Source organism: Emticicia fluvialis, assembly GCF_024793945.1.
Taxonomy (GTDB): domain Bacteria; phylum Bacteroidota; class Bacteroidia; order Cytophagales; family Spirosomataceae; genus Emticicia; species Emticicia fluvialis.
In genome coordinates, this window is record NZ_JANUSD010000001.1 from 238,492 (window position 1) to 257,572 (window position 19,081).

Sequence of the window (19,081 nt, forward strand, 5' to 3'; positions counted from 1 at the left end):
TTTAAACTTTAATGTAAAATGAAAAGGACTCTGATTATTGTGTTTTTGATGTGCCTATGCGCAACAGTATTTGCTCAGACTAAAGAAGAACCTAAAGTTAAGGTTGACCCTATGGATATATCAAGGCAATTGGAGATGATAGAAAAGTATGGTGTGCCTACCATTGCTAGTGTAGATGCAATGAAAAAGAAAGCAGATGCTTTATATGAGGCACAATCGTGGAAGGAAGCAGTCACTGCTTATGAGGCTTACTCTAAAAATGTAAATTGGCTTGCAAATTTGCTATCACAATGTGTTGAGCCGTACTATTCTGCCAGTTATGATGAAAAAAATAGATTTTCGATTTTTAAAATAAAGTCTATCGTACAATTTGAAAGAAAAGCTAATGAGTGCAAGGCTAATAGAAACATTGCTTACGTGAAAATGGGGTTGTGTTATAAAAATTTAGGAGACACAAAAAATGCTGTGGTTTACCTGCACAAAGGGCTTGATTTGATAGGTATAGATGAAACTGAGTATTGGACATTGGCAAGAAATGCAATGGCTGAAATAATACAGTTTACACCCGAAAAATAGGTTATTAATTTAGCAGAGGGCCATTTATAGTGCTTCTGAATTTATTTTTTCAACCCGTAGTACATCAGAAATTCCATTATAACGTTCTGTGTTTGCTATCTGGAAGAACAATTTCTTTTATGTGCCAATAACCCTTTTCATTGCTTTTGTTGGTGAAAATCGGGATAATTGAAGCATGTCTGTACAAATGTACTACGGGTAATTTTATACTTGACTTTAAAGATACTATTGGCATTAGTAACAAAAATATAAGGTTGTACCCTGAAAACGCGAAGCTGATTTAAGAAAGGCTAATCAACTGATAAGAAAAGAAATACGGTAATTTACAGCTGATAAATTTTAATAATACCAACGCGCGTGGGTAGCAGAACAACACCTGCAATAGTGCTCAAAAGGGCAATCTATGTTGTGTACTTTATCTTTTTTTGTAATTTCGCCCCTGAAAAAATTGCATAGGAACTTCTGATTAAAACGAAATCGATTTACACTGAGTGCAATTTAGTTTAATCCACTCACATTCATCAACAATATAATTCTACTCAATTATGAGAAAAAATCTTTTTTCAATCTTACTGATTGTCATTTCGTTCACTTCATTTGCGCAGGATAAAGTAAATTTTTCAGAGAAATTCAAAAAAGAAAATCAGGGGAAATATAAAATTGAAATCAACGAAGTAAAAGAGTTGATTAATATCATGGTTGCCATTACCAATACCGGCAAAGAAAACGATGATATGGTTCAGCAGAAAGGGCAGTATTATCAGGACCTACGTTCTTATTTTAAGCCATACGAAAATGAAAAAATTATCAAGACTTTTGATTCATTAATGGTCTCCTCTATCTTCAATTATATTTTTCTTACTGGAAACGCAATTTCATATAATTTCAAAGGGAATAAACTTGTAAAAAGTGACGTTTTCATTTTTCCGGCTACCGGCGTGGCCAATATGAAAATTGATGAAAATCCGATTACCAGGTATAGAAAGGATATAGAAGATTTTGCAAAAAAATCTAAATTCAGAAAATTCTATTCTAATCATCAGCCATTTTATGCAGGAATTATTTCTGACTATGAAAAAAATGCTAATCTCGGAAGACAATGGAAATGGTTAGAAAATAATTTTGAAACAAAAAAAGACAGTTACATTATATTGTGCTCTCCGTTAATAAACGGATTGAATTATACGGGACAATTTGACAACAATAATTTTTCGTTGATTCACATGAATCTACCACCTGTTGATAATTATCCGAATCTTACACCTCTTGAAAACGAGTTGCTGAACACCAGGGTCATGTTTACTGAAATTGACCATAATTACGTTCATGCCCCGACAGAGGCTAACAAAGAACTTATCAATAAAATTTTTGCAGACCGAAAAACCTGGGTAGATGAAAAAGTGGAAGGAATATTTGCTTATCCTAAGCCTGTTAGTGTTTTTAATGAATATATGACTTATGGTGTTTATGTGCTTTATTGCAAAGACCAGTATGACCAAGCCACCTTTGAAAAGGTTAACAAAGATATTATTTCAATAATGACTGAAAGGGGTTTTACAAAAATGAAATTATTCTCGGAAAATCTTCTTAAAATCCGTCAGGCGTATCCGAAAGAAAAGATTGATAAGTGGTATCCCGAATTTATAAAACTGTTTGCTGAGTAAATAACAAGGCATTGTTTTTAACAAAAGAAGATAGTTTTCTTGCAAGCCACATAGTGTTTGGCTAGAGAAAACTATCTTCAACATCAGTTTAATAGCTGCCTGCCTTACCAGTTCAATTGTCAGGCAGATTGCCTATTTTCTTTCCAGAACTCGCTTCATTCGTTCTACAGCCTCTACCAGCCGGCTCATTTGTGTGCCGAAATTAAGACGGATGAAACCTTTGCCGTCAAAAAAGAATTCACCTTCCGAAATACCAACCCCGACATCTTCCAGTTTTTGAGCCAGATTTTCAATTCCGCTCTCGCGTACATCTATCCAGGCCAGATAAGTGGCCTCTAAAGGCAGCATTTTAAAGCCCTTGAAGGCATTCATTTCTTTCAGAATATACGCATAATTTTTGCGCAGATAAGCCAGCAATTGCTGGTGCCAGTCGGCGCTGTCGCGGTATGCTGCCAGTGCAGCTTCATAGCCATAAGCAGACACCATAGGTTCAAGAATATATCTTAAATCAGCATATCTGGCTCGTAATTTATCGTCAGGAATAACCGCAAAAGAGCAGCCTAGACCTGCAATATTGAAGGTTTTGCTGGGAGCCAGTAAGGTAACTGTGTTCTTTGCAATTTCCGGACTAAGCGTGGCAATAGAAATATGCCTTTTGGTTTCGTCCAGTATCAGATCGCAATGAATTTCATCTGCGCAAATCACTATATTGTTCGCTACGCAAATATCTGCCAGTGTTTGCAGTTCTTCTTTAGAAAAAACCGTACCGCCCGGGTTATAAGGATTACACAACATAAATATCCGGGTGCGCGGAGTAATGGCAGCCTTTATGGCTTCAAAATCAAACGTCCATCGGTTATTTTCTTCTTTCAAGGGTACTTTTACCAGTTTTTTACGGGCAGCAACGGGCGCTTTCATGAATGGCCCGTAAACGGGTACAGTGGTTATAACCTCGTCGTCGTCATTACCTACGCTCATGCAGGTGAGTGTCAGGCCGGGTACCATTCCGGGCAGCCATACCAGCCATTCTTTAGGCACTTTCCAGTTGTGCCGTTCTTCCAGTCGTTTCAGAGTTACCTCCACCAGCTCGTCTGGTATCTGCCAATAGCCAATTACTCCTTCTCTGGTTACTTTATCAAGCGCTTGTAATATGGCCGGCGACGCCTTGAAGTCCATATCTGCCACCCATAGAGGTATAATGTCTTTTCCCGCATATTTTTTCCACTTGGCGCTGTCTGTTTGTGTGCGGTCAATTAATTCGTCGAAATCGTAGGTCATGTAATATTTATAAATTTTTTAATATCTCCTTTACCAGGGTTGCCGAGTTGTCGGAGGCAATTTTTTTAAAAGTCTGAAAGTCTACCGATGCTTTTTCATTGGCTTTATCACTGATGCTTCTGATAATCAGAAACGGGATATTCTGCTGATAACAAACCTGTGCTACTGCAGCACCTTCCATTTCAGTAGCATCGGCCTGTAAGGTTTTCTTAAAAAGGCTTACTGCCGTGCTTGATGTTACAAAGGTGTCTCCCGTTACAATAGTTCCCACCGATACCATTGGTTGTGGGCTATCTGTTGAGATTTTAAGTAAGCGAATATTCCCCGATGCCTGTATGGCTTTAGAAACCAATAACGAGTCAGAGGAAAAATAGACCGGGTTCAACTGCTTGGTTATCGGGTTGCGTGTGGCATTGGTGCTTAAGCCTTCATTGGTTAACCGGCCGTAATCATGGTAAGTCAGACGATTGCCAATGACAATGTCGCCCTGATTAAGGTTTTCGCTAATCCCCCCGGCAATACCCGTAAAAATAATTGATTGCGGACGAAACTCTCTGATTATCAAAGTAGTAACAACGGCTGCATTTACTTTTCCGATGCCTGTTTCGGTAAGAATTACCTTTTTGCCGTTTAGTTTTCCGGTTTTAAACTGAAAGCCGAGTATATTCTTTGTACGAACCCGCGTCAATTGCGATTCCAGCAATTGAATCTCCTCAGGCATGGCGCCCAGAATGGCAATTTTCTGCGCTACCGCCAACTGAGGGGCACAAATGCTGAGAAAAGCAGTAAGCAATAGTAAATAAACAGAACTCTTTTTCATTTTATGCGGTATTAATGACCCAGATACAAGGCCCAAAGTGCGAAAATATCTATTATTATTAATGTATACGAAACCTCCTTCGACTTCCCGGTAATCAGCTTAATGATGGTCCATGACAGAAACCCCCAGATGATTCCCTGCGTAATAGAGTATGTGAAAGGAATCAGTACCATAGCCAGAAAGGCAGGAATAGCATCATCAAGTTTATCCCAGTTTATTTTAATAATGGGTTTTATCATTAAAACACCGACTATTATCAGCGCAGGAGCCGTAGCAATGGCCGGAATGATGCTAAGCAGAGGAGACAAAAACATGAAGGGCAAAAACAGTATGCCGGCAGTTATGGCGGTTATACCCGTGCGCCCTCCCTGGCTGATACCCACGGCAGATTCAATATAAGCCGTACCCGGGCTTGTGCCTAGTAGCCCACCCAGTGTGGTAGCCACTGCATCTGTTAATAATGATTGTTTAATATTGCGGGGTTCTCCATCTGCGTCGTATAAATCAGCAGCTTCGGCTACTCCTACAAAGGTAGAGAGGCTATCGAACAAATCGGTGAAAACAAAAGCAAATATGACCGGTATGAGGCTTATTTTCAGTGAATTAATTATGTCTAGCTGAAATAATAAACTGAAATCAGGCGCAGCAAATACCCCCTGCCAGGTTACCAGTGTCGCCTGCCCGAAATTAATGGCTGAGGCATCGCCCCACCAACGGCCTACAGGTATGGCCAGCAGGGTGGTAGCAAGAATACCCATAATAATGCCACCCTGCACACGCTTTACCAGTAAAACCATGGTTATGGCAAGGCCTGTCAGAAAAGTGATAATGATAGGGTTGTGCAGGTTAGTGATGCCAATGATGGTGGCCGGATTGGGTACAATAAATTTGGCATTGGCAAAGCCAATAAGGGTAATAAACAGCCCTATACCTGCCGAAATGGCATAGCGCAAAGGTTTGGGAATAGCCTTTACAATTTGAGACCTGATATTGAAAACTGATAAAAACAAAAACAGTACACCTGCCCAGAAAACCGCCCCCAGTGCCACCTGATACGAAATACCCATGCCTTTTACAGCTGTAAAGGTAAAAAAGGCATTCATGCCCATTCCGGGCGCTACCACAATGGGGTTTCGGGCATAGATACCCATCATCAGGCTACAGAAAAACGAGAGCAGAACCGTGGCAGTAAGCACACCGTTAAACGGCATACCGGCCTGGCTCAAAATAGCCGGGTTTACCACAATGATATACATAGTTGCCAGAAAAGTAGAAACACCGGCGAGGATTTCGGTTTTGAGCTGAGGTTTCGTAGGCATTGTGCAATCTTTTATAAATTGTTTTGCAAGATAAAGCGATAAAACTTAATTTTCTGAAATTCTATTCAAAACACTTAATTAAATGATGAATCGTAAAGACTTTATTCGCACTTCTGCATTGGCAACGGGGGCGCTTGTCTCCCGTCCGTTTATAACTTATGCCTCACAGGCCAGATATAAAACGGCTTTGATTGGCTCAGGATGGTGGGGAACCAACATCGTTAGAGAGGCTATCAAATCAGGCGAATGCCAGATTGTAGCCATTTGTGACGTAGACGACAAACAAATTAAGCAATGCCTGGGTGAAATAGGGAAACTGACCAACGACCAACCTAAGATTTACAAAAACTATCAGGAACTTTTGCAAAAAGAGAAACCTGAAATTGTAATAAATGCCACACCCGACCACTGGCATGCGCTGATAGCCATTGATGCCATGAAAGCCGGTGCGCACGTGTATCTGGAAAAACCTATCGGGCATACCATCAATGAGGGTAAGGCCATTGTAAAAACTGCCCGCGATACACAGAGAATCTGCATTACAGGGTTTCACCGCCGGTATTCGCCACATAACGTGAGCGGGCAAGAGTTTCTGAAGTCGGGTAAGGTAGGTAAAATAAAAGAAGTGCGTGCTTTTGTAACCTATGGCTTTGGCCAGGGTAAAATGATACCTGACGAGCCAACCCCAGCCGGTATTGACTGGAACATGTGGTGTGGCCCGGCACCTCTGGTGCCGTATAATCCGGCCATACATCCGCGCAGCTGGCGAAACCACGTTGAGTTTGCCAACGGCACCGTAGGCGACTGGGGCCCACACTGGTTTGACCAGATATTGTGGTGGACAGACGAAATTGGCCCGAAGAAAGTGTTTTCAATAGCCACAGATAAGTTCAATACAAACAATAACAATGCCCCTGAAAGCCAGATAGTAGTGTATGATTTTGAGGACTTTACCTGCACCTGGGAGCACAGCACTTTGAACGGAAGGCCGACCTCAAAAAGTGAAAATGTGGGTGTGTATTTTCATGGAACCGAAGGTACCTTTCACATGGGATGGATGAGCGGCTGGACGTTTTATCCGCGTGATACCCGAAAAGAGGTGATTCATCAGAATCCGGTGCTGAATATGCCTGACCAACAGAACATAGACCTGGTTTTTGCCGATTTGTTAAAGTCAATTAAAAGTAAAGAGCTGCCATTTGCTGATATTCTGAAAGGCCACAGAGCTACCAACATTAGCTTATTGGGTATGGCGGCTTTGAAGGCAGGTAAAAGCCTTGAATGGGATGCCCGCAAAGAGGTATTCACTAACGACACGGCTGCCAACAAGTATCTGAGCCGCCAGTATAGAAATGGCTGGGTGTATCCGAAAGCCTGATAATAGCGATTCTAAAAATATAATCAATCAGAGGCAAGTCTGTAACCAGGCATGCCTCTTGTGTTTTTTACCTCTTTTTCTATCAGGTAAATTCAGTGCCTATTCCTGCTTTTCGTGCTGCTCATCATTTATTCTTTTGTTTTAAACTAAATTATAGGCGTAATTTAGACCAACAAATTATCTGAATGAAATGCCGACCTACGGACAAATCAAGCGACAAATAGATTTAAACCCTTTTGCTATTCTCATGCTCCGCAATGAATTGAAGGCACTGCCGGAGATTATCAGAGAAGATGAGTATGTAGATGCCTCCGTACATGGATACTGGAACAACCGCCATGCCCTGTTACTGGCTACCACGCAAAGAATTTTGCTGGTTGACAGCGACACACAAGGTGATGTGGAAGTTATAGAATTTCCTTACGATAACACTGTTACCGTGCGTTGCCCCACACCCGACTCGGTGGTGTTTGGAACCGAAACCAGAAAAATAAGGATTGATAACACCATTGAAGAATATATAGCAGCTTTTTATAAGGTGGTGAAAGACAGGTTGGATGGCAAAGAACCACAGATTTACCGTGAGCGTGATATTTACTCAAAGGCTAGCGAAGAGCAGCAGGATTATCCGGAGCAACCACAACAGGTGCAAGGAAGTAATCCTTTCCATGTGCTTTTAAAAGGGCTGGATGGTATCACTAAAATGATTAATCCGGATGTGCGGGTGAGTCAGTCTGATAAAACGGCTGAGGAGCCTATTGCTCACAGCCAGCCTGCCGAACCCGAAAAAACTCTGGACGAATTGCTGGCAGAACTGAATGCACTGATTGGCTTGCAGGATGTAAAAGATGAAGTTAGCAGCCTTGTGAATGTGCTGAAGGTTGAAAAAATAAGAAATGAACAGGGTATAAAAGTGCCTGAGCGCTCGTTACACATGGTTTTTCATGGCAACCCCGGCACGGGTAAAACCACCATTGCCCGTTTACTGGCCAGAATTTTCAAGGCTTTGGGCGTTTTAAGCAAAGGGCATTTGTATGAAACCGACCGTAGCGGATTAGTGGCTGGATATACAGGGCAGACATCGCTGAAAACAATGGAGGTTTGCCAGAAATCGAAAGGTGGTATTTTGTTTATTGATGAGGCTTACGCTTTGAATACCGACGATACCTATGGCCCCGAGGCGGTAAACACCATTGTGAAGTTTATGGAAGACCATCGCCACGACTTTGTTGTAATTGTAGCCGGATATGAAGAGAAAATGACCGAATTTATTAATTCAAATCCCGGGCTGCATTCAAGATTCAATAAGTACATCGGCTTTAAAGACTACACGCCAGAAGAGATTTTAGAGATATTTCTGATACAGGCACAGAAAGTGCAGTTGACCGTTGAAGAGGCCGCCAGAAAAAAAGCTTACAAGCTTTTCAAGAAGCTGTATGAAGGCCGCGATGCCTCGTTTGGAAATGGCCGCCTGGCCCGGAATGTCTTTGAAAAAACCTATGAAAAGCAAGCCAACAGGCTTGTAAAAGAGGGTGTTGAAATTGCCGACATAAGCCTGATAAAAGAGGCAGATATACCCGTGATGGAAGATTAACCATATCCTTCAAAAAGACCTGTTATCCATAGGGTAGTCCGTCTTTATAAATTTAATAGATTTTGTCAGGTTAAAGTATATTTTTACCTTATAAATACAGAGATAAGATGAGAAACACGTTCAACTACATAAAAAAGGCACTGGATAATAAAATTGGAATTCTTGAAAGAGAAACAGAGGTAGGCTTTGTACAATTTGGCAATTTTAAGACCGATGTGGCCGGGGTTTTTAAAGATAAAAAGTACCTCTTCAAAAAGAAGAGCTTCTGGAACTCTGATTATGAAATTTATCGTGATGATAACCAGCAATTGATTGGTGAAGTGGTATTTTCTAACTGGAAGCAAAAAGCAGAGATAACATTAATAAATGGTGAAAAATTTGTAATGCAGTCTAAAAATTTCTGGAGTACGAAGTGGAGCTTAGACGATACAAACAGAGATGTAGTGGATTTTGAACAAACCAAATATTTCTGGACTGATGAGGGAACCATTACAGCCAATGTGCATGATAATGAAAAAATGGGACTTTTGGTGCTATTAAGCACCTTTGTGAACTTCGTTTACCGCAGAAGGTCTGCTGCGGCTGCAAGTTGAGTTTGTATCCGGACGAGCATTCTACTATGCCTCTATACCCATCAGGTATTTTTTCTTAAAATTAGAAGGGCTTTCGCCTGTTTTTTGTAAGAATTGCCTGCTGAAATAAGCTGGGTCTTCATACCCAAGCTGGTAGGCAATTTCTTTGGCGGTCATAGAGGTATGAATCAGTAATCGCTTGGCTTCCAGCATAATACGGTCTTTGATAACCTCATTAGGCTGAGGCAGGTTAAGGCGCTTAAATTTATTGGTGATGGTCTTGGCAGCCATGCTCAGCAAATCGGCATAGTCGGCAACACTGTGTTTTTCTTTGTAATAGGCATCAACCAGCACACTAAAGCGGCGGAAAAAATCAAGCTCGTTGTTACTTTGCAATAGTTCCTGCCCCAGGTGTTGTTTCTTCCATATCCGGGTCGATTTAATGAGCAATTGTTTCAGATAGGTACGAATCATTTCTTCCTGCGATGTATCGTTCAGACCGAATTCTTCATCAATAGAATTAAAAAGAGGGTCAATAGCCATAATTTCTTCTTCTGCCACCCTAACCATCGGCATTTTGTTGATGTTGTTGAACAGCAGCCCGTCGCAAGCTACTTCGGCATCATGAATTTGAATACAATAAAAATCTCGGTTATAAAAAATCATGTACCCTTCTTCCTGTCCTACAGTTCCAATATGTAAAAACTGATTAGGCGCTACAAAGAAAAGGCTATTTTGCGTGGTAGTGTAAACGTTAAAGTCTACCGTTAGCTGGTAACCCGCCGGTAGATACAGAATCTTGATATAGGCTTTGTACGCGCCATTATTGATAACCTTACTGCTCTCGTTGTTGACGTTTAAAAGCCCCAGTTTTTTAAGACTTGCTTCAAACAGACTTTGCTTTAACATATATGCTCTGATTTAAAAAAGAAAACGGTTAAGTTGATGCTCTACTGCATACGAACTATTACTAAATGAAACTTTAAATGTAGTAATTAAATAAGCAGAGGCCATGTAAACCTCTGCTTATTTGATAGCAGTGTTATTGTCTGGCAAATTTTTCCAGTTCAGTGTTGAATTTGTCCAGCTCCTCAATGAAAAGGGCATGGCCGCTGTTTTCAAATCTGACAATGTAAGCGTTCTTTATTCCTTTACGAGTTTGTTCTGCCAGAGAGAAATCATTCAGTTTGTCTTTTACACCGTGAAAAATAGCAACAGGTATGGTTATATTAGCCAATTGTGGGCGAAGGTCGGTATCACGGAGGGCAATTATCGATTGGGTAGCGGCATACGGCGAAGCCTCCAGATTGATGCCGCCAAGCCAGTTGGCCAGACCTTTCGAGATGCCGTCTTCAGTGGCAGCAAACCCTTTACCGAAGTTTTCTAGCAATTGCGGGCGGTTAGATCTGCTCAAATGTATCAACGCCGCTGCGGCTTCATCCGAAACGCCATACGGATAATCGGCTCGTTGTTTCCATGAAGGAGATGCTGTTCCGAACAATGCCAGTTTAGAAACATGAGCCGCATTGTACTTAGCCACATAATGTGTTACTACGGTTCCGCCTAATGAAAAGCCACCTAAAACTGCATTATTTATTTTCAGTTTTTCAAGCACAACCTTAATGTCATCAGAGAAAACATCGAAATCATATCTGCCATAAGGTTTGTCTGATTTCCCGAAGCCCCTCAGGGTGATACCAATAACTCTGAAACCTTTTTGAACCAGATATTGATACTGGTATTCATACATGGCGTCGCTTAAAGGCCAGCCGTGTATCAGCACAATGGGCTGACCATCTCCGAGGTCGGTAATATGCAGTTTTACGTTTTTTTCAACCTCAATGTATTCTTGTCTGCCGGCTGATGCAGGCTTGTGGGTAACCTGAGCGTTGACAGAACTTCTAAATGCCAGACCGGCTAAAAGTGCAATGATTAAAGATGTGGTTTTCATTTTCTTAATTGTGTTAATATAGTTTCTGATTGTCATAAAAGTTTAATACTGATTAATTGAGATAGGCTTCAAGCGTAATCTCCAGATTATAAGCCTTGCTCACGGGGCAGGTTTCTTTTGATGCAAAGGCAATTTCAATAAATTGTTCCTGCGTAATACCCGGCACAATGGCATGAACCGTAAGGGCTGAACGGGTGATAACACCATTATTTAAAGAAACCACGGCTTCGGTGCTTAACTCTTGAGGTGTAAAGCCTGCGGTTGTGAGGTCGGCACTTAATTTCATGGTAAAGCATCCGGCATGAGCGGCGGCCATTAGTTCTTCAGGATTAGTGCCTGGCTGGTTCTCGAACCTCGATACAAAAGAGTAAGGAGTTTTATTCAATGTCTGACTTTGTGAGGTTAGTGTACCTTTGCCTTCTTTGATTGTGCCATTCCAGATGGCTTTTGCTGAACGATTCATTTTGTTTGTATTTTAGATGATTTACTGCTTTAATTTGATAGCACAAAGTTCGGCTGAATTTGCAGGCCAGCCAATGCACAGATTTCTATAGATATTGTACTTTTTTCCTTTTGAGGGAATAATTTAAAAATAGAACTAGAATTTTATTGATTATTGGTGATTGGTGGGAGAGAAGAGGGAATGGAAAGTATAAACATAGAGATGCCATTCCTCTAATTGGGGTAAGAGGATTCAAGGCCGTACAATCGTAAATATTAAGAAGGCTTACAACATCCCATCCGGATTAGGAACAAAATTAAGGAAGGAGTCAGAATGTGACCGGTACTTTTCTGTATCGAGTTTGTAAAGAAATGCGCCTTTTTTAGAGAAACCTTTCTGTTTTTCTTTCAGTTTGATTAGTAAACCTGTTGAGAGTATTTTTCTGCTGAAATTACGTTTATCGAAATTACTGCCATAAATGGCTTCATAAAGATTCTGTATCTGCGGAATTGTGAAGGTCTCAGGCATTAACTCAAAACCAATCGGGTGAAACGCCGCCTTGTATCGCAGGCGCTCAATGGCCATTTTTATCATGGTCGAGTGGTCAAACAACAATTCGGGCAGGTCATGCATCGAAAACCACTGCGCTTGGTAGGTGTCTGAAATTTTCGTTTCATAATCCATCACATTCACTAAGGCATAATAAGCCACGGCCACTGTTCTTTCCACAGGGTCACGGTTTGGATCACCGAAAGCACCCAGTTGCTCCAGAAACACACCAGTTAGTCCTGTCAGTTCAAACAAAATGCGGTTGGCAGCCTGGTCGAGGCTTTCAGAAGGATTAAGCCACCCACCCATCAGCGACCACGTGTCTTTATCGGTCTGCACCCCACGTTTTACCAATAATAATTTTAATTCTTCGCCATCAAAGCCAAAAATAATTGAATCGAGGGCAACCAGACATTTCGTTTGCTGCTTGTAAAGTTCTAACATCTCAACGGTTGAGCTTGCGGTATTTTTTAGGTGGTTCATAATTTATCAACAATATTAGGAAAGTGAATGCCGTTGCACAACAAAAAACAGAAAAAAGACATAGTTTTGTAATAAAAAACCCATGCCCCTGCTTAAAATACAGAATTTGTCCAGATCTTTTGACGACAAAAAGGCAATTAACAACATTTCCTTTGCATTAAAGAAAGGAGAGATTCTGGCGATTCTGGGCGAGAGCGGCTCGGGTAAAACAACCCTGCTACACCTGATTGGCGCATTACAGGAACCCGACGAAGGTGAACTGCTTCTGGAGGGTAACCGTATCACGCCTCCATCGCGCAAACTAATTGCCGGGCACCCTGATATTAAACTGGTACGGCAGGACTACGGCCTTTTTCCTAATATTTCAATTAGAGAAAACATTGCGTATGAACTTCGCTACTATGAAGAAAACTACAGGAATAAACGAGTAGATAAATTACTAAAACTAAGCGGGCTTGATAAAGTGCAGACTCATTTGCCGCGCGAAGTATCCGGCGGCGAGCAGCAAAGAGCCGTAATTGCCAAAGCCATTGCAGAGCAGCCAAAGTTGCTGCTGCTTGATGAACCTTTCAGCCACCTGGATGCCGTTAATAAACGCAGACTGAAAACCGAGATTCTGCGCCTGATAAAGGCTGAGGAAGTGAGCTGTATTTTTGTTACACATGACGTGAGCGATGCTTACGGTATGGCCGACCGACTGGCAATTATGCGCAAGGGAAAAATTCTGCAACTGGATAACCCCCAAACGGTATACCAGCACCCGGCAAACAGATATGTGGCTGAAATAACCGGAGAAGTAAACATAGTTAATGAAGATTGGGTGGCAAAGGCGGGTATCAAACATCAGTTTGTACGTCCGGAACAAATCAGATTAGCCCCATTGTCTCCGCTTAAAGCCACTGTTTTATCGGTTAAGTTTTTAGGCAGTTATTATGAAATTTCGCTCAAATGCCTTGAGCAGGAATTAAAGATGTTCAGCTTTGAGCCTTTGGTTGTAGGGGCAGAGATTGGTATAGAGATAAAGAACTAAACACAATATGTAGTTTCCCGATCAAGAAGCTATACAATTCGAAAAACCTGCCTAAATTGCGCAAAATTTTACGTTATCTTAAAAGCATGCAGAAAATTCTTTTCATAGACCGCGACGGTACCATTATTGATGAGCCCAAGACAGATTTTCAGATAGATTCTCTTGAAAAATTATTCTTCCTTCCCAAGACTCTTTCCAACCTTAGAAAAATAGCTGAAGAAACCGATTACAAATTAGTGATGGTTACCAATCAGGATGGATTGGGAACAGCCTCTTTTCCTGAGGATACGTTCTGGCCGGCGCATAATAAAATGATGCAGGCCCTTGAAAATGAAAACGTGTATTTTGAAGCTGTTCATATAGACCGTAGTTTCCCTGAAGACAACCTGCCTACGCGCAAACCAGGTACAGGCCTGCTTACCGAATATATGAACGGTGATTATGACCTGGCCAATTCTTATGTAATAGGCGACAGGCTGACAGATGTGCAACTGGCGGTTAACCTGGGAGCCAAAGCTATTTTTATTGGAGAAAACCCTACATTAACACCAGAACAGGAGAGGGCCACAGCACTTGTTACCACCGATTGGGATGCCATCTATGAGTTTCTGAAATTACCACCCCGTAAGGTCTCAATTGAGCGCAATACCAAAGAAACAAAGATTAAAATTGAGCTGAATCTGGATGGTAAAGGGAAATCTGATATACATACCGGGCTTGGTTTTTATGACCACATGCTCGACCAACTGGCTAAGCATTCAGGCGCCGACTTATCTGTTTTTGTAGAGGGTGATTTACACATAGACGAACACCATACCATTGAAGATACGGCATTGGCTTTGGGAGAGGCGTATCTGAAAGCGCTTGGCGATAAAAAGGGGATTTCTCGCTACGGATTCCTTTTACCAATGGATGATGCCTTGGCACAGGTAGCCATTGATTTTTCAGGCAGACCGTGGATAGTGTGGGAAGCAGAGTTTAAACGCGAAAAAGTAGGAGAGATGCCCACCGAAATGTTCTACCATTTCTTCAAGTCGTTTTCTGATACCTCAAAATGTAATCTGAATATAAAATGCGAGGGGCAAAACGAACACCATAAAATAGAGGCCATATTCAAGGCATTTGCCAAAGCTATTAAAATGGCTGTTAAACGAGACCTGAAAGACCTCGACAGCCTGCCAAGTACCAAAGGGGTACTATAAAGACAAAGGGTTTGCAGATGCTGCAAACCCTTCGCTTTTTATAGAAACTATCTATTAATAATTTACTGAGATACTTAGGTGTGATTAAAAAAACTTCGCTAATTCACGATTCACTAATTCACCATTCGCTAATTCACGATTAACTCATTTAACCCTGTCGGGGTTTTCACTGGCAAAGGCTGCCCAGCCTTTCTTTTTTGATGAGTTACCCGTAAGTGCTTTGGTTTTGGCGTGCATGTAATGGCAAATGGCCACACCAATAGCATCGGTGGCGTCATAAAATTCGGTTTCCAGTTTCATTTTCAGTGTTTGCTCAAGCATGTAAGCTACCTGCTCTTTGCTGGCGTTACCATTGCCGGTTACAGATTGCTTCACTTTTTTAGGCAGGTACTCTACAATAGGTACATCGCGGTTCAGTGCTGCAGCTATGGCTACCCCCTGCGCTCTCCCCAATTTCAACATCGATTGCACATTTACTCCGTAGAAAGGCGCTTCAATGGCCATTTCATCGGGCAGAAATTCTTCAATCAGTTGCGTCATTCTTTCATAAATCTTCTTTAACTTCAGTTCATGTGTACTATATTTGTCGAGTTTTAAAACACCATATTGCAGCAGGGTAATGGCGCTACCTTGTACGGCAATAATTCCATAGCCCATAATTCTGGTTCCGGGGTCTACGCCTAATATTATTTTCTCTTTATTCATACATGCAAAATAACTCAAAAATCTTAGACTTTAAGCCTGGTTTCTGGTTATGGATGTTAAAAAATGTCCTGTTTGCAGTAGTGTTGTGTTTGGTTTATCTGCTATTAAAAGAGAAAGGAGGCAATATCAACCAAATGCTTCAATACCTCAGCCAACTTCCGGTAAATACATCAATGGTAGCTATTGTAGCTTTGATACCTGTCAACTGGGCCTTTGAGGCCTGGAAATGGCAGCGGCTGGCCGCAAAGGTAGAAAAAATCAGCTTTGGGGAGGCATACCGGGGTGTGCTGGCTGGTCTGGCATTAGGTAACTTTACCCCCTTAATGATTGGAGACTACGCCGGAAAAATAGCCATGTTGAAAACAAAGAAGCGCAGCGCAGGTGTTGGTGCCATATTACTCGGTAATGGTTTACAGTTGTATGTCTCTCTGTTATTTGGGTTTATCAGTTATCTTTATTTTGTGTTGGTGGCCAATCCTGAGCCTTTTCCATTGCATGTAAGTGTGCTAGTCTTTTTGGGTATTTTGTTAATAATAGGTATATGGATAGCCTTCAATTTGCAGAGGCTTGATTTTTCAGCATCTAAAATGGGTTTCAGTAAGTATGTATCCAGATACCTGATAATAGTAAAGGAATATGGTATGACCGAAATAAGAGATGTTTTTCTGATAGCTACCGGGCGATACATCATTTTTGCCTTACAGTTTCTGCTACTATTTCAGTTGTTTCAAATCAAATTGGCGGTTCCGGTGTTGCTGGCAGGTATCGGGGTAATCTTCCTGACAAAAACATTAGGCGCTGCTTTCAATTTTCTGGGTGATCTGAGCGTTCGGGCAGTTACATCAATGTATTATTTCGGGTACTTCGGTGTACAAATATCATTAATAACCACAGCCACCTTTACTATCTGGTTTATTAATGTTTTGGTGCCGGTTATTGTCGGTAGTCTGTTTATATTGTCCTTGAGGTTATCAACCAAACCCACATCGGAGTCTGTCAGTTGAGTTTATCTTTAATTTCTTTAATCTGTGTTAGCCACTAGTCTCATTATAGTTACCTCTGTTTACTTCCTGATGAATATCGGGCTTATTTTGATATGGTTATCAAGCAAACCTTACAAAATACAGGCTGGCGACAAAGAGCCTTTGGCTATATCTGTCATTATCCCGGTGCGTAATGAAGCCGCTAATATAATCCGTTTGTTGCAAAATCTGGAAATTCAGAGTTATCCATTTGATAAGTTTGAAGTTATAGTGGCAGATGACGACTCAACGGATGGTACCCTTACGCTTGTTAAAGATTTTCAGAGACAAACCTCCATGAGGTTGTTAATAAATCAGTTACCTGCCAAAATCAACAATACATCACCCAAGAAAAGAGCCATTGATGCATCTATCCAGTTGGCAAAAGGCGAATTAATAGTAACCACAGACGGCGATTGCCGTGTAGGTAAAAACTGGTTGGCGGTAATTGCCAGTTTTCAGGCCGAGACCGGGGCATATCTGGTAAGCTCGCCTGTTACATTTATAAATGATTCCAATAGCTTTTTGGCAAAACTCTGGCAGCAGATGCAAACCATTGAGTTCAGTAGTCTTATTGGTTCCGGAGCCTGCGCCATGCTGATTGGCAAACCCAATATGTGCAATGGAGCAAATCTGGCCTATCTCAAATCGGTTTTTAGAGAAGTTGGCGGGTTTTCGGGTAATGAAAATCTGGCATCGGGTGATGACGAGTTTCTGATGCACAAGGTAGCAGCCGCGTATCCAGGCAAGGTCAGGTTTCTAAAACATCAGGAAGCCATTGTAGAGACCCAGGCGCATCAGTCTCTGCAATCATTTTATTACCAGCGCAAGCGATGGGCAAGCAAATGGAGACATTACAACAATCCGGTAACTACTGCCTTGGCGGTTTTTATTTTCCTGTCCAACTTTTCTATAATACTTACTGCGGCGCTTTACTTTTTACAGGTAATTTCGGCAGAAAAAGCCGTTATCATCCTTTTTACTAAATTTTCGGCAGAGCTGCTATTTTTAATATTGATTCTTAGCTTTTTGAACAAAAAAAGACTAATTTGGCTCATCCCGGTTATCCAGCTCATTTACCCGTTCTATGTTAGTTTTTTCGGATTGATTGCCCAGGGTAAAAATGAATATATCTGGAAAGGGAGAAAACTTCAATAAACTAACCGCTCACCTATCGTATCAGATGAAACACCTGTTCCTGCTGCTTTTACTGCCATTGGCTCTTTTTGCGCAAAGTAAAAAAGAACAACGCCTGTTGAAAAAGGCTGATAAAATCCATGCCCGCGCTTATACAGTAGATACCCATGCCGATGTGCCCATTAACATGTTGGAGATAGAGGGATTTGATATTGGCATAAAGCATGATTATAGCAAAGACGGTACACAGATTGATTTTCCGCGTATGAAAGAGGGCGGCATGGATGCCATGTTTTTTGCTGTCTATATGGCGCAGGGCAAACGTACTACTGAAGGAAACGCAGAAGCCAAAGAAAAGGCATTGAAGATATTTAAAGCCATTCATGAGGCGGTTAAAAAATACCCCGACATGGCTGAGCTGGTAACTACCGCCAGAGAAGGATACGCCATGCATAAAAAAGGGAAACTGGGTGTTTTTATTGGTATGGAAAATGGTTGGCCGATAGGGCAGGAGTTATCAAACCTTCAGCTGTATTATGACTTAGGCCTGAGATACATTACCCTTGCTCACTCGTTTAATAATGATATCAGTGATTCATCAGGTGACCCCGAAGGGACCGAGCATAACGGCATAAGTAAGTTTGGAGAAGCCTGCATTGCCGAAATGAACAGGCTGGGTATTATAGTTGATGTGTCGCATCTTTCAGATTCAGCCTTTTATGATGTTATGCGTTTAAGTAAGGCGCCAGTATTTGCTTCACACTCTTCTTGCCGGGCATTAAGTGATGTTAAAAGAAACATGACCGACGACATGATTAAACTGATGGCTTCTAAAGGAGGTGTTATTCAGATTAATTTTGTGGCCGATTTCCTGAAGAAGCCTTCGGAGGAAGTAGCGGTTTCTATCCGTACACTCAGAATGCAAGCCATGCGAGCCGATGCTACGCCGGAAGACAAAAAAAGAATCAATAACGAACTCCGCCAGTTAAAATATAAGTATCCCGGCGATGTACCCAATGTAAAAACCGTTGTTGACCATATTGACCACGTAGTTAAGATTGCTGGTATTAAGCATGTGGGTATTGGGATGGATATGGACGGAGGCAGCGATGTAATGGGCTGTGAAGACGTAAGCAAAATTAAAAACGTTACAATTGAGTTGTTAAAACGTGGATATACGGCCCGGCAAATACGTAAAATTTGGGGTGGTAATACCATGCGAGTATTGGAGGCTGTTGAGAAAACGGCCATAAGATTAAACAAATGAATCTGAGTAGCCATGCCTATTGATTGGGGGGGGCTGTTAGATGAAATGTTGCTCTATAAATTGTAAGATTTTTTTCTGCCCGGTACAATCTG

Annotated in this window: 18 protein-coding genes; 10 read left to right on the forward strand and 8 right to left on the reverse strand. The window is 41.5% G+C overall.

The window, feature by feature from the left end; genetic code table 11:
* The first annotated feature begins 18 nt into the window (after nt 1–18).
* Together NZ848_RS01020 and NZ848_RS01025 are read left to right on the forward strand one after the other, a co-directional pair.
* Nucleotides 19–576, forward strand: a complete 558-nt coding sequence (locus NZ848_RS01020; protein ID WP_259014011.1) for a tetratricopeptide repeat protein — start codon at nt 19–21, stop codon at nt 574–576.
* Nucleotides 577–1,121: 545 nt separating this feature from the next.
* Complete coding sequence (locus NZ848_RS01025; protein ID WP_259014012.1) at nt 1,122–2,240, forward strand: DUF4932 domain-containing protein; 1,119 nt, start codon at nt 1,122–1,124, stop codon at nt 2,238–2,240.
* 132 nt (nt 2,241–2,372) lie between these two features.
* On the opposite strand, the gene NZ848_RS01030 is transcribed toward NZ848_RS01025, so the two are convergent.
* From NZ848_RS01030 to NZ848_RS01040, 3 genes are read right to left on the reverse strand one after another with little or no spacing between them, the layout of a single operon-like run.
* Nucleotides 2,373–3,518: a MalY/PatB family protein gene (locus tag NZ848_RS01030; RefSeq protein WP_259014013.1), complete on the reverse strand. Its 1,146-nt coding sequence runs from the start codon at nt 3,516–3,518 to the stop codon at nt 2,373–2,375.
* 7 nt (nt 3,519–3,525) lie between these two features.
* Nucleotides 3,526–4,338 (reverse strand): 5'-methylthioadenosine/adenosylhomocysteine nucleosidase, encoded by an 813-nt coding sequence (locus NZ848_RS01035; RefSeq protein ID WP_259014014.1) that lies wholly within the window; start codon nt 4,336–4,338, stop codon nt 3,526–3,528.
* 11 nt (nt 4,339–4,349) lie between these two features.
* On the reverse strand, nt 4,350–5,657 hold the full coding sequence (locus tag NZ848_RS01040; RefSeq protein WP_253533258.1) for an NCS2 family permease: 1,308 nt from the start codon (nt 5,655–5,657) through the stop codon (nt 4,350–4,352).
* 85 nt (nt 5,658–5,742) lie between these two features.
* Here NZ848_RS01040 and NZ848_RS01045 point away from each other — a divergent pair, with 85 nt between their 5' ends.
* The 3 genes from NZ848_RS01045 to NZ848_RS01055 all read left to right on the forward strand — a co-directional run bounded on the left by NZ848_RS01045 (nt 5,743) and on the right by NZ848_RS01055 (nt 9,222).
* Nucleotides 5,743–7,035 carry a Gfo/Idh/MocA family protein gene (locus tag NZ848_RS01045; protein WP_259014132.1) on the forward strand — a complete coding sequence of 431 codons (1,293 nt, stop codon included), beginning with the start codon at nt 5,743–5,745 and terminating at the stop codon, nt 7,033–7,035.
* Nucleotides 7,036–7,282: 247 nt separating this feature from the next.
* The gene (locus NZ848_RS01050; protein WP_259014015.1) at nt 7,283–8,629 is read left to right on the forward strand and encodes an AAA family ATPase; all 1,347 of its coding nucleotides are present in this window, start codon (nt 7,283–7,285) and stop codon (nt 8,627–8,629) included.
* A 107-nt stretch (nt 8,630–8,736) separates the two neighbouring features.
* Complete coding sequence (locus tag NZ848_RS01055; protein ID WP_259014016.1) at nt 8,737–9,222, forward strand: hypothetical protein; 486 nt, start codon at nt 8,737–8,739, stop codon at nt 9,220–9,222.
* Between the two features lie 24 nt (nt 9,223–9,246).
* Here the strand turns inward: NZ848_RS01055 and NZ848_RS01060 are convergent, their stop codons facing one another.
* From NZ848_RS01060 to NZ848_RS01075, 4 genes are all read right to left on the reverse strand, one after another.
* Nucleotides 9,247–10,110 carry a helix-turn-helix domain-containing protein gene (locus NZ848_RS01060; protein WP_259014017.1) on the reverse strand — a complete coding sequence of 288 codons (864 nt, stop codon included), beginning with the start codon at nt 10,108–10,110 and terminating at the stop codon, nt 9,247–9,249.
* A gap of 133 nt (nt 10,111–10,243) precedes the next feature.
* Nucleotides 10,244–11,152: an alpha/beta fold hydrolase gene (locus NZ848_RS01065; RefSeq protein WP_259014018.1), complete on the reverse strand. Its 909-nt coding sequence runs from the start codon at nt 11,150–11,152 to the stop codon at nt 10,244–10,246.
* Between the two features lie 52 nt (nt 11,153–11,204).
* Nucleotides 11,205–11,615 carry an OsmC family protein gene (locus tag NZ848_RS01070; protein ID WP_253533268.1) on the reverse strand — a complete coding sequence of 137 codons (411 nt, stop codon included), beginning with the start codon at nt 11,613–11,615 and terminating at the stop codon, nt 11,205–11,207.
* 264 nt (nt 11,616–11,879) lie between these two features.
* Nucleotides 11,880–12,587 carry an NUDIX hydrolase gene (locus NZ848_RS01075; RefSeq protein WP_253535516.1) on the reverse strand — a complete coding sequence of 236 codons (708 nt, stop codon included), beginning with the start codon at nt 12,585–12,587 and terminating at the stop codon, nt 11,880–11,882.
* A gap of 121 nt (nt 12,588–12,708) precedes the next feature.
* Between NZ848_RS01075 and NZ848_RS01080 the strand changes: the two genes are divergently transcribed.
* Together NZ848_RS01080 and hisB are read left to right on the forward strand one after the other, a co-directional pair.
* On the forward strand, nt 12,709–13,656 hold the full coding sequence (locus NZ848_RS01080) for an ABC transporter ATP-binding protein (protein ID WP_259014019.1): 948 nt from the start codon (nt 12,709–12,711) through the stop codon (nt 13,654–13,656).
* 86 nt (nt 13,657–13,742) lie between these two features.
* Nucleotides 13,743–14,858, forward strand: a complete 1,116-nt coding sequence (gene hisB, locus NZ848_RS01085) for a bifunctional histidinol-phosphatase/imidazoleglycerol-phosphate dehydratase HisB (RefSeq protein ID WP_259014020.1) — start codon at nt 13,743–13,745, stop codon at nt 14,856–14,858.
* A gap of 144 nt (nt 14,859–15,002) precedes the next feature.
* Here hisB and ruvC read toward each other — a convergent pair whose 3' ends face one another.
* The gene (gene ruvC, locus NZ848_RS01090; RefSeq protein ID WP_253533276.1) at nt 15,003–15,563 is read right to left on the reverse strand and encodes a crossover junction endodeoxyribonuclease RuvC; all 561 of its coding nucleotides are present in this window, start codon (nt 15,561–15,563) and stop codon (nt 15,003–15,005) included.
* A gap of 134 nt (nt 15,564–15,697) precedes the next feature.
* Here ruvC and NZ848_RS01095 point away from each other — a divergent pair, with 134 nt between their 5' ends.
* Genes NZ848_RS01095 through NZ848_RS01105 form a run of 3 tightly spaced genes read left to right on the forward strand, consistent with a single transcriptional unit; the run spans nt 15,698 to nt 18,989 of the window.
* Complete coding sequence (locus NZ848_RS01095) at nt 15,698–16,567, forward strand: hypothetical protein (protein ID WP_390890842.1); 870 nt, start codon at nt 15,698–15,700, stop codon at nt 16,565–16,567.
* Nucleotides 16,568–16,591: 24 nt separating this feature from the next.
* Nucleotides 16,592–17,743 carry a glycosyltransferase gene (locus NZ848_RS01100; protein WP_259014021.1) on the forward strand — a complete coding sequence of 384 codons (1,152 nt, stop codon included), beginning with the start codon at nt 16,592–16,594 and terminating at the stop codon, nt 17,741–17,743.
* A complete protein-coding gene (locus NZ848_RS01105) occupies nt 17,709–18,989 on the forward strand; it encodes a dipeptidase (RefSeq protein ID WP_309600816.1) in 1,281 nt (426 codons plus the stop codon). Before NZ848_RS01100 ends, NZ848_RS01105 begins: the two co-directional genes overlap by 35 nt.
* Nucleotides 18,990–19,081 lie beyond the last annotated feature (92 nt).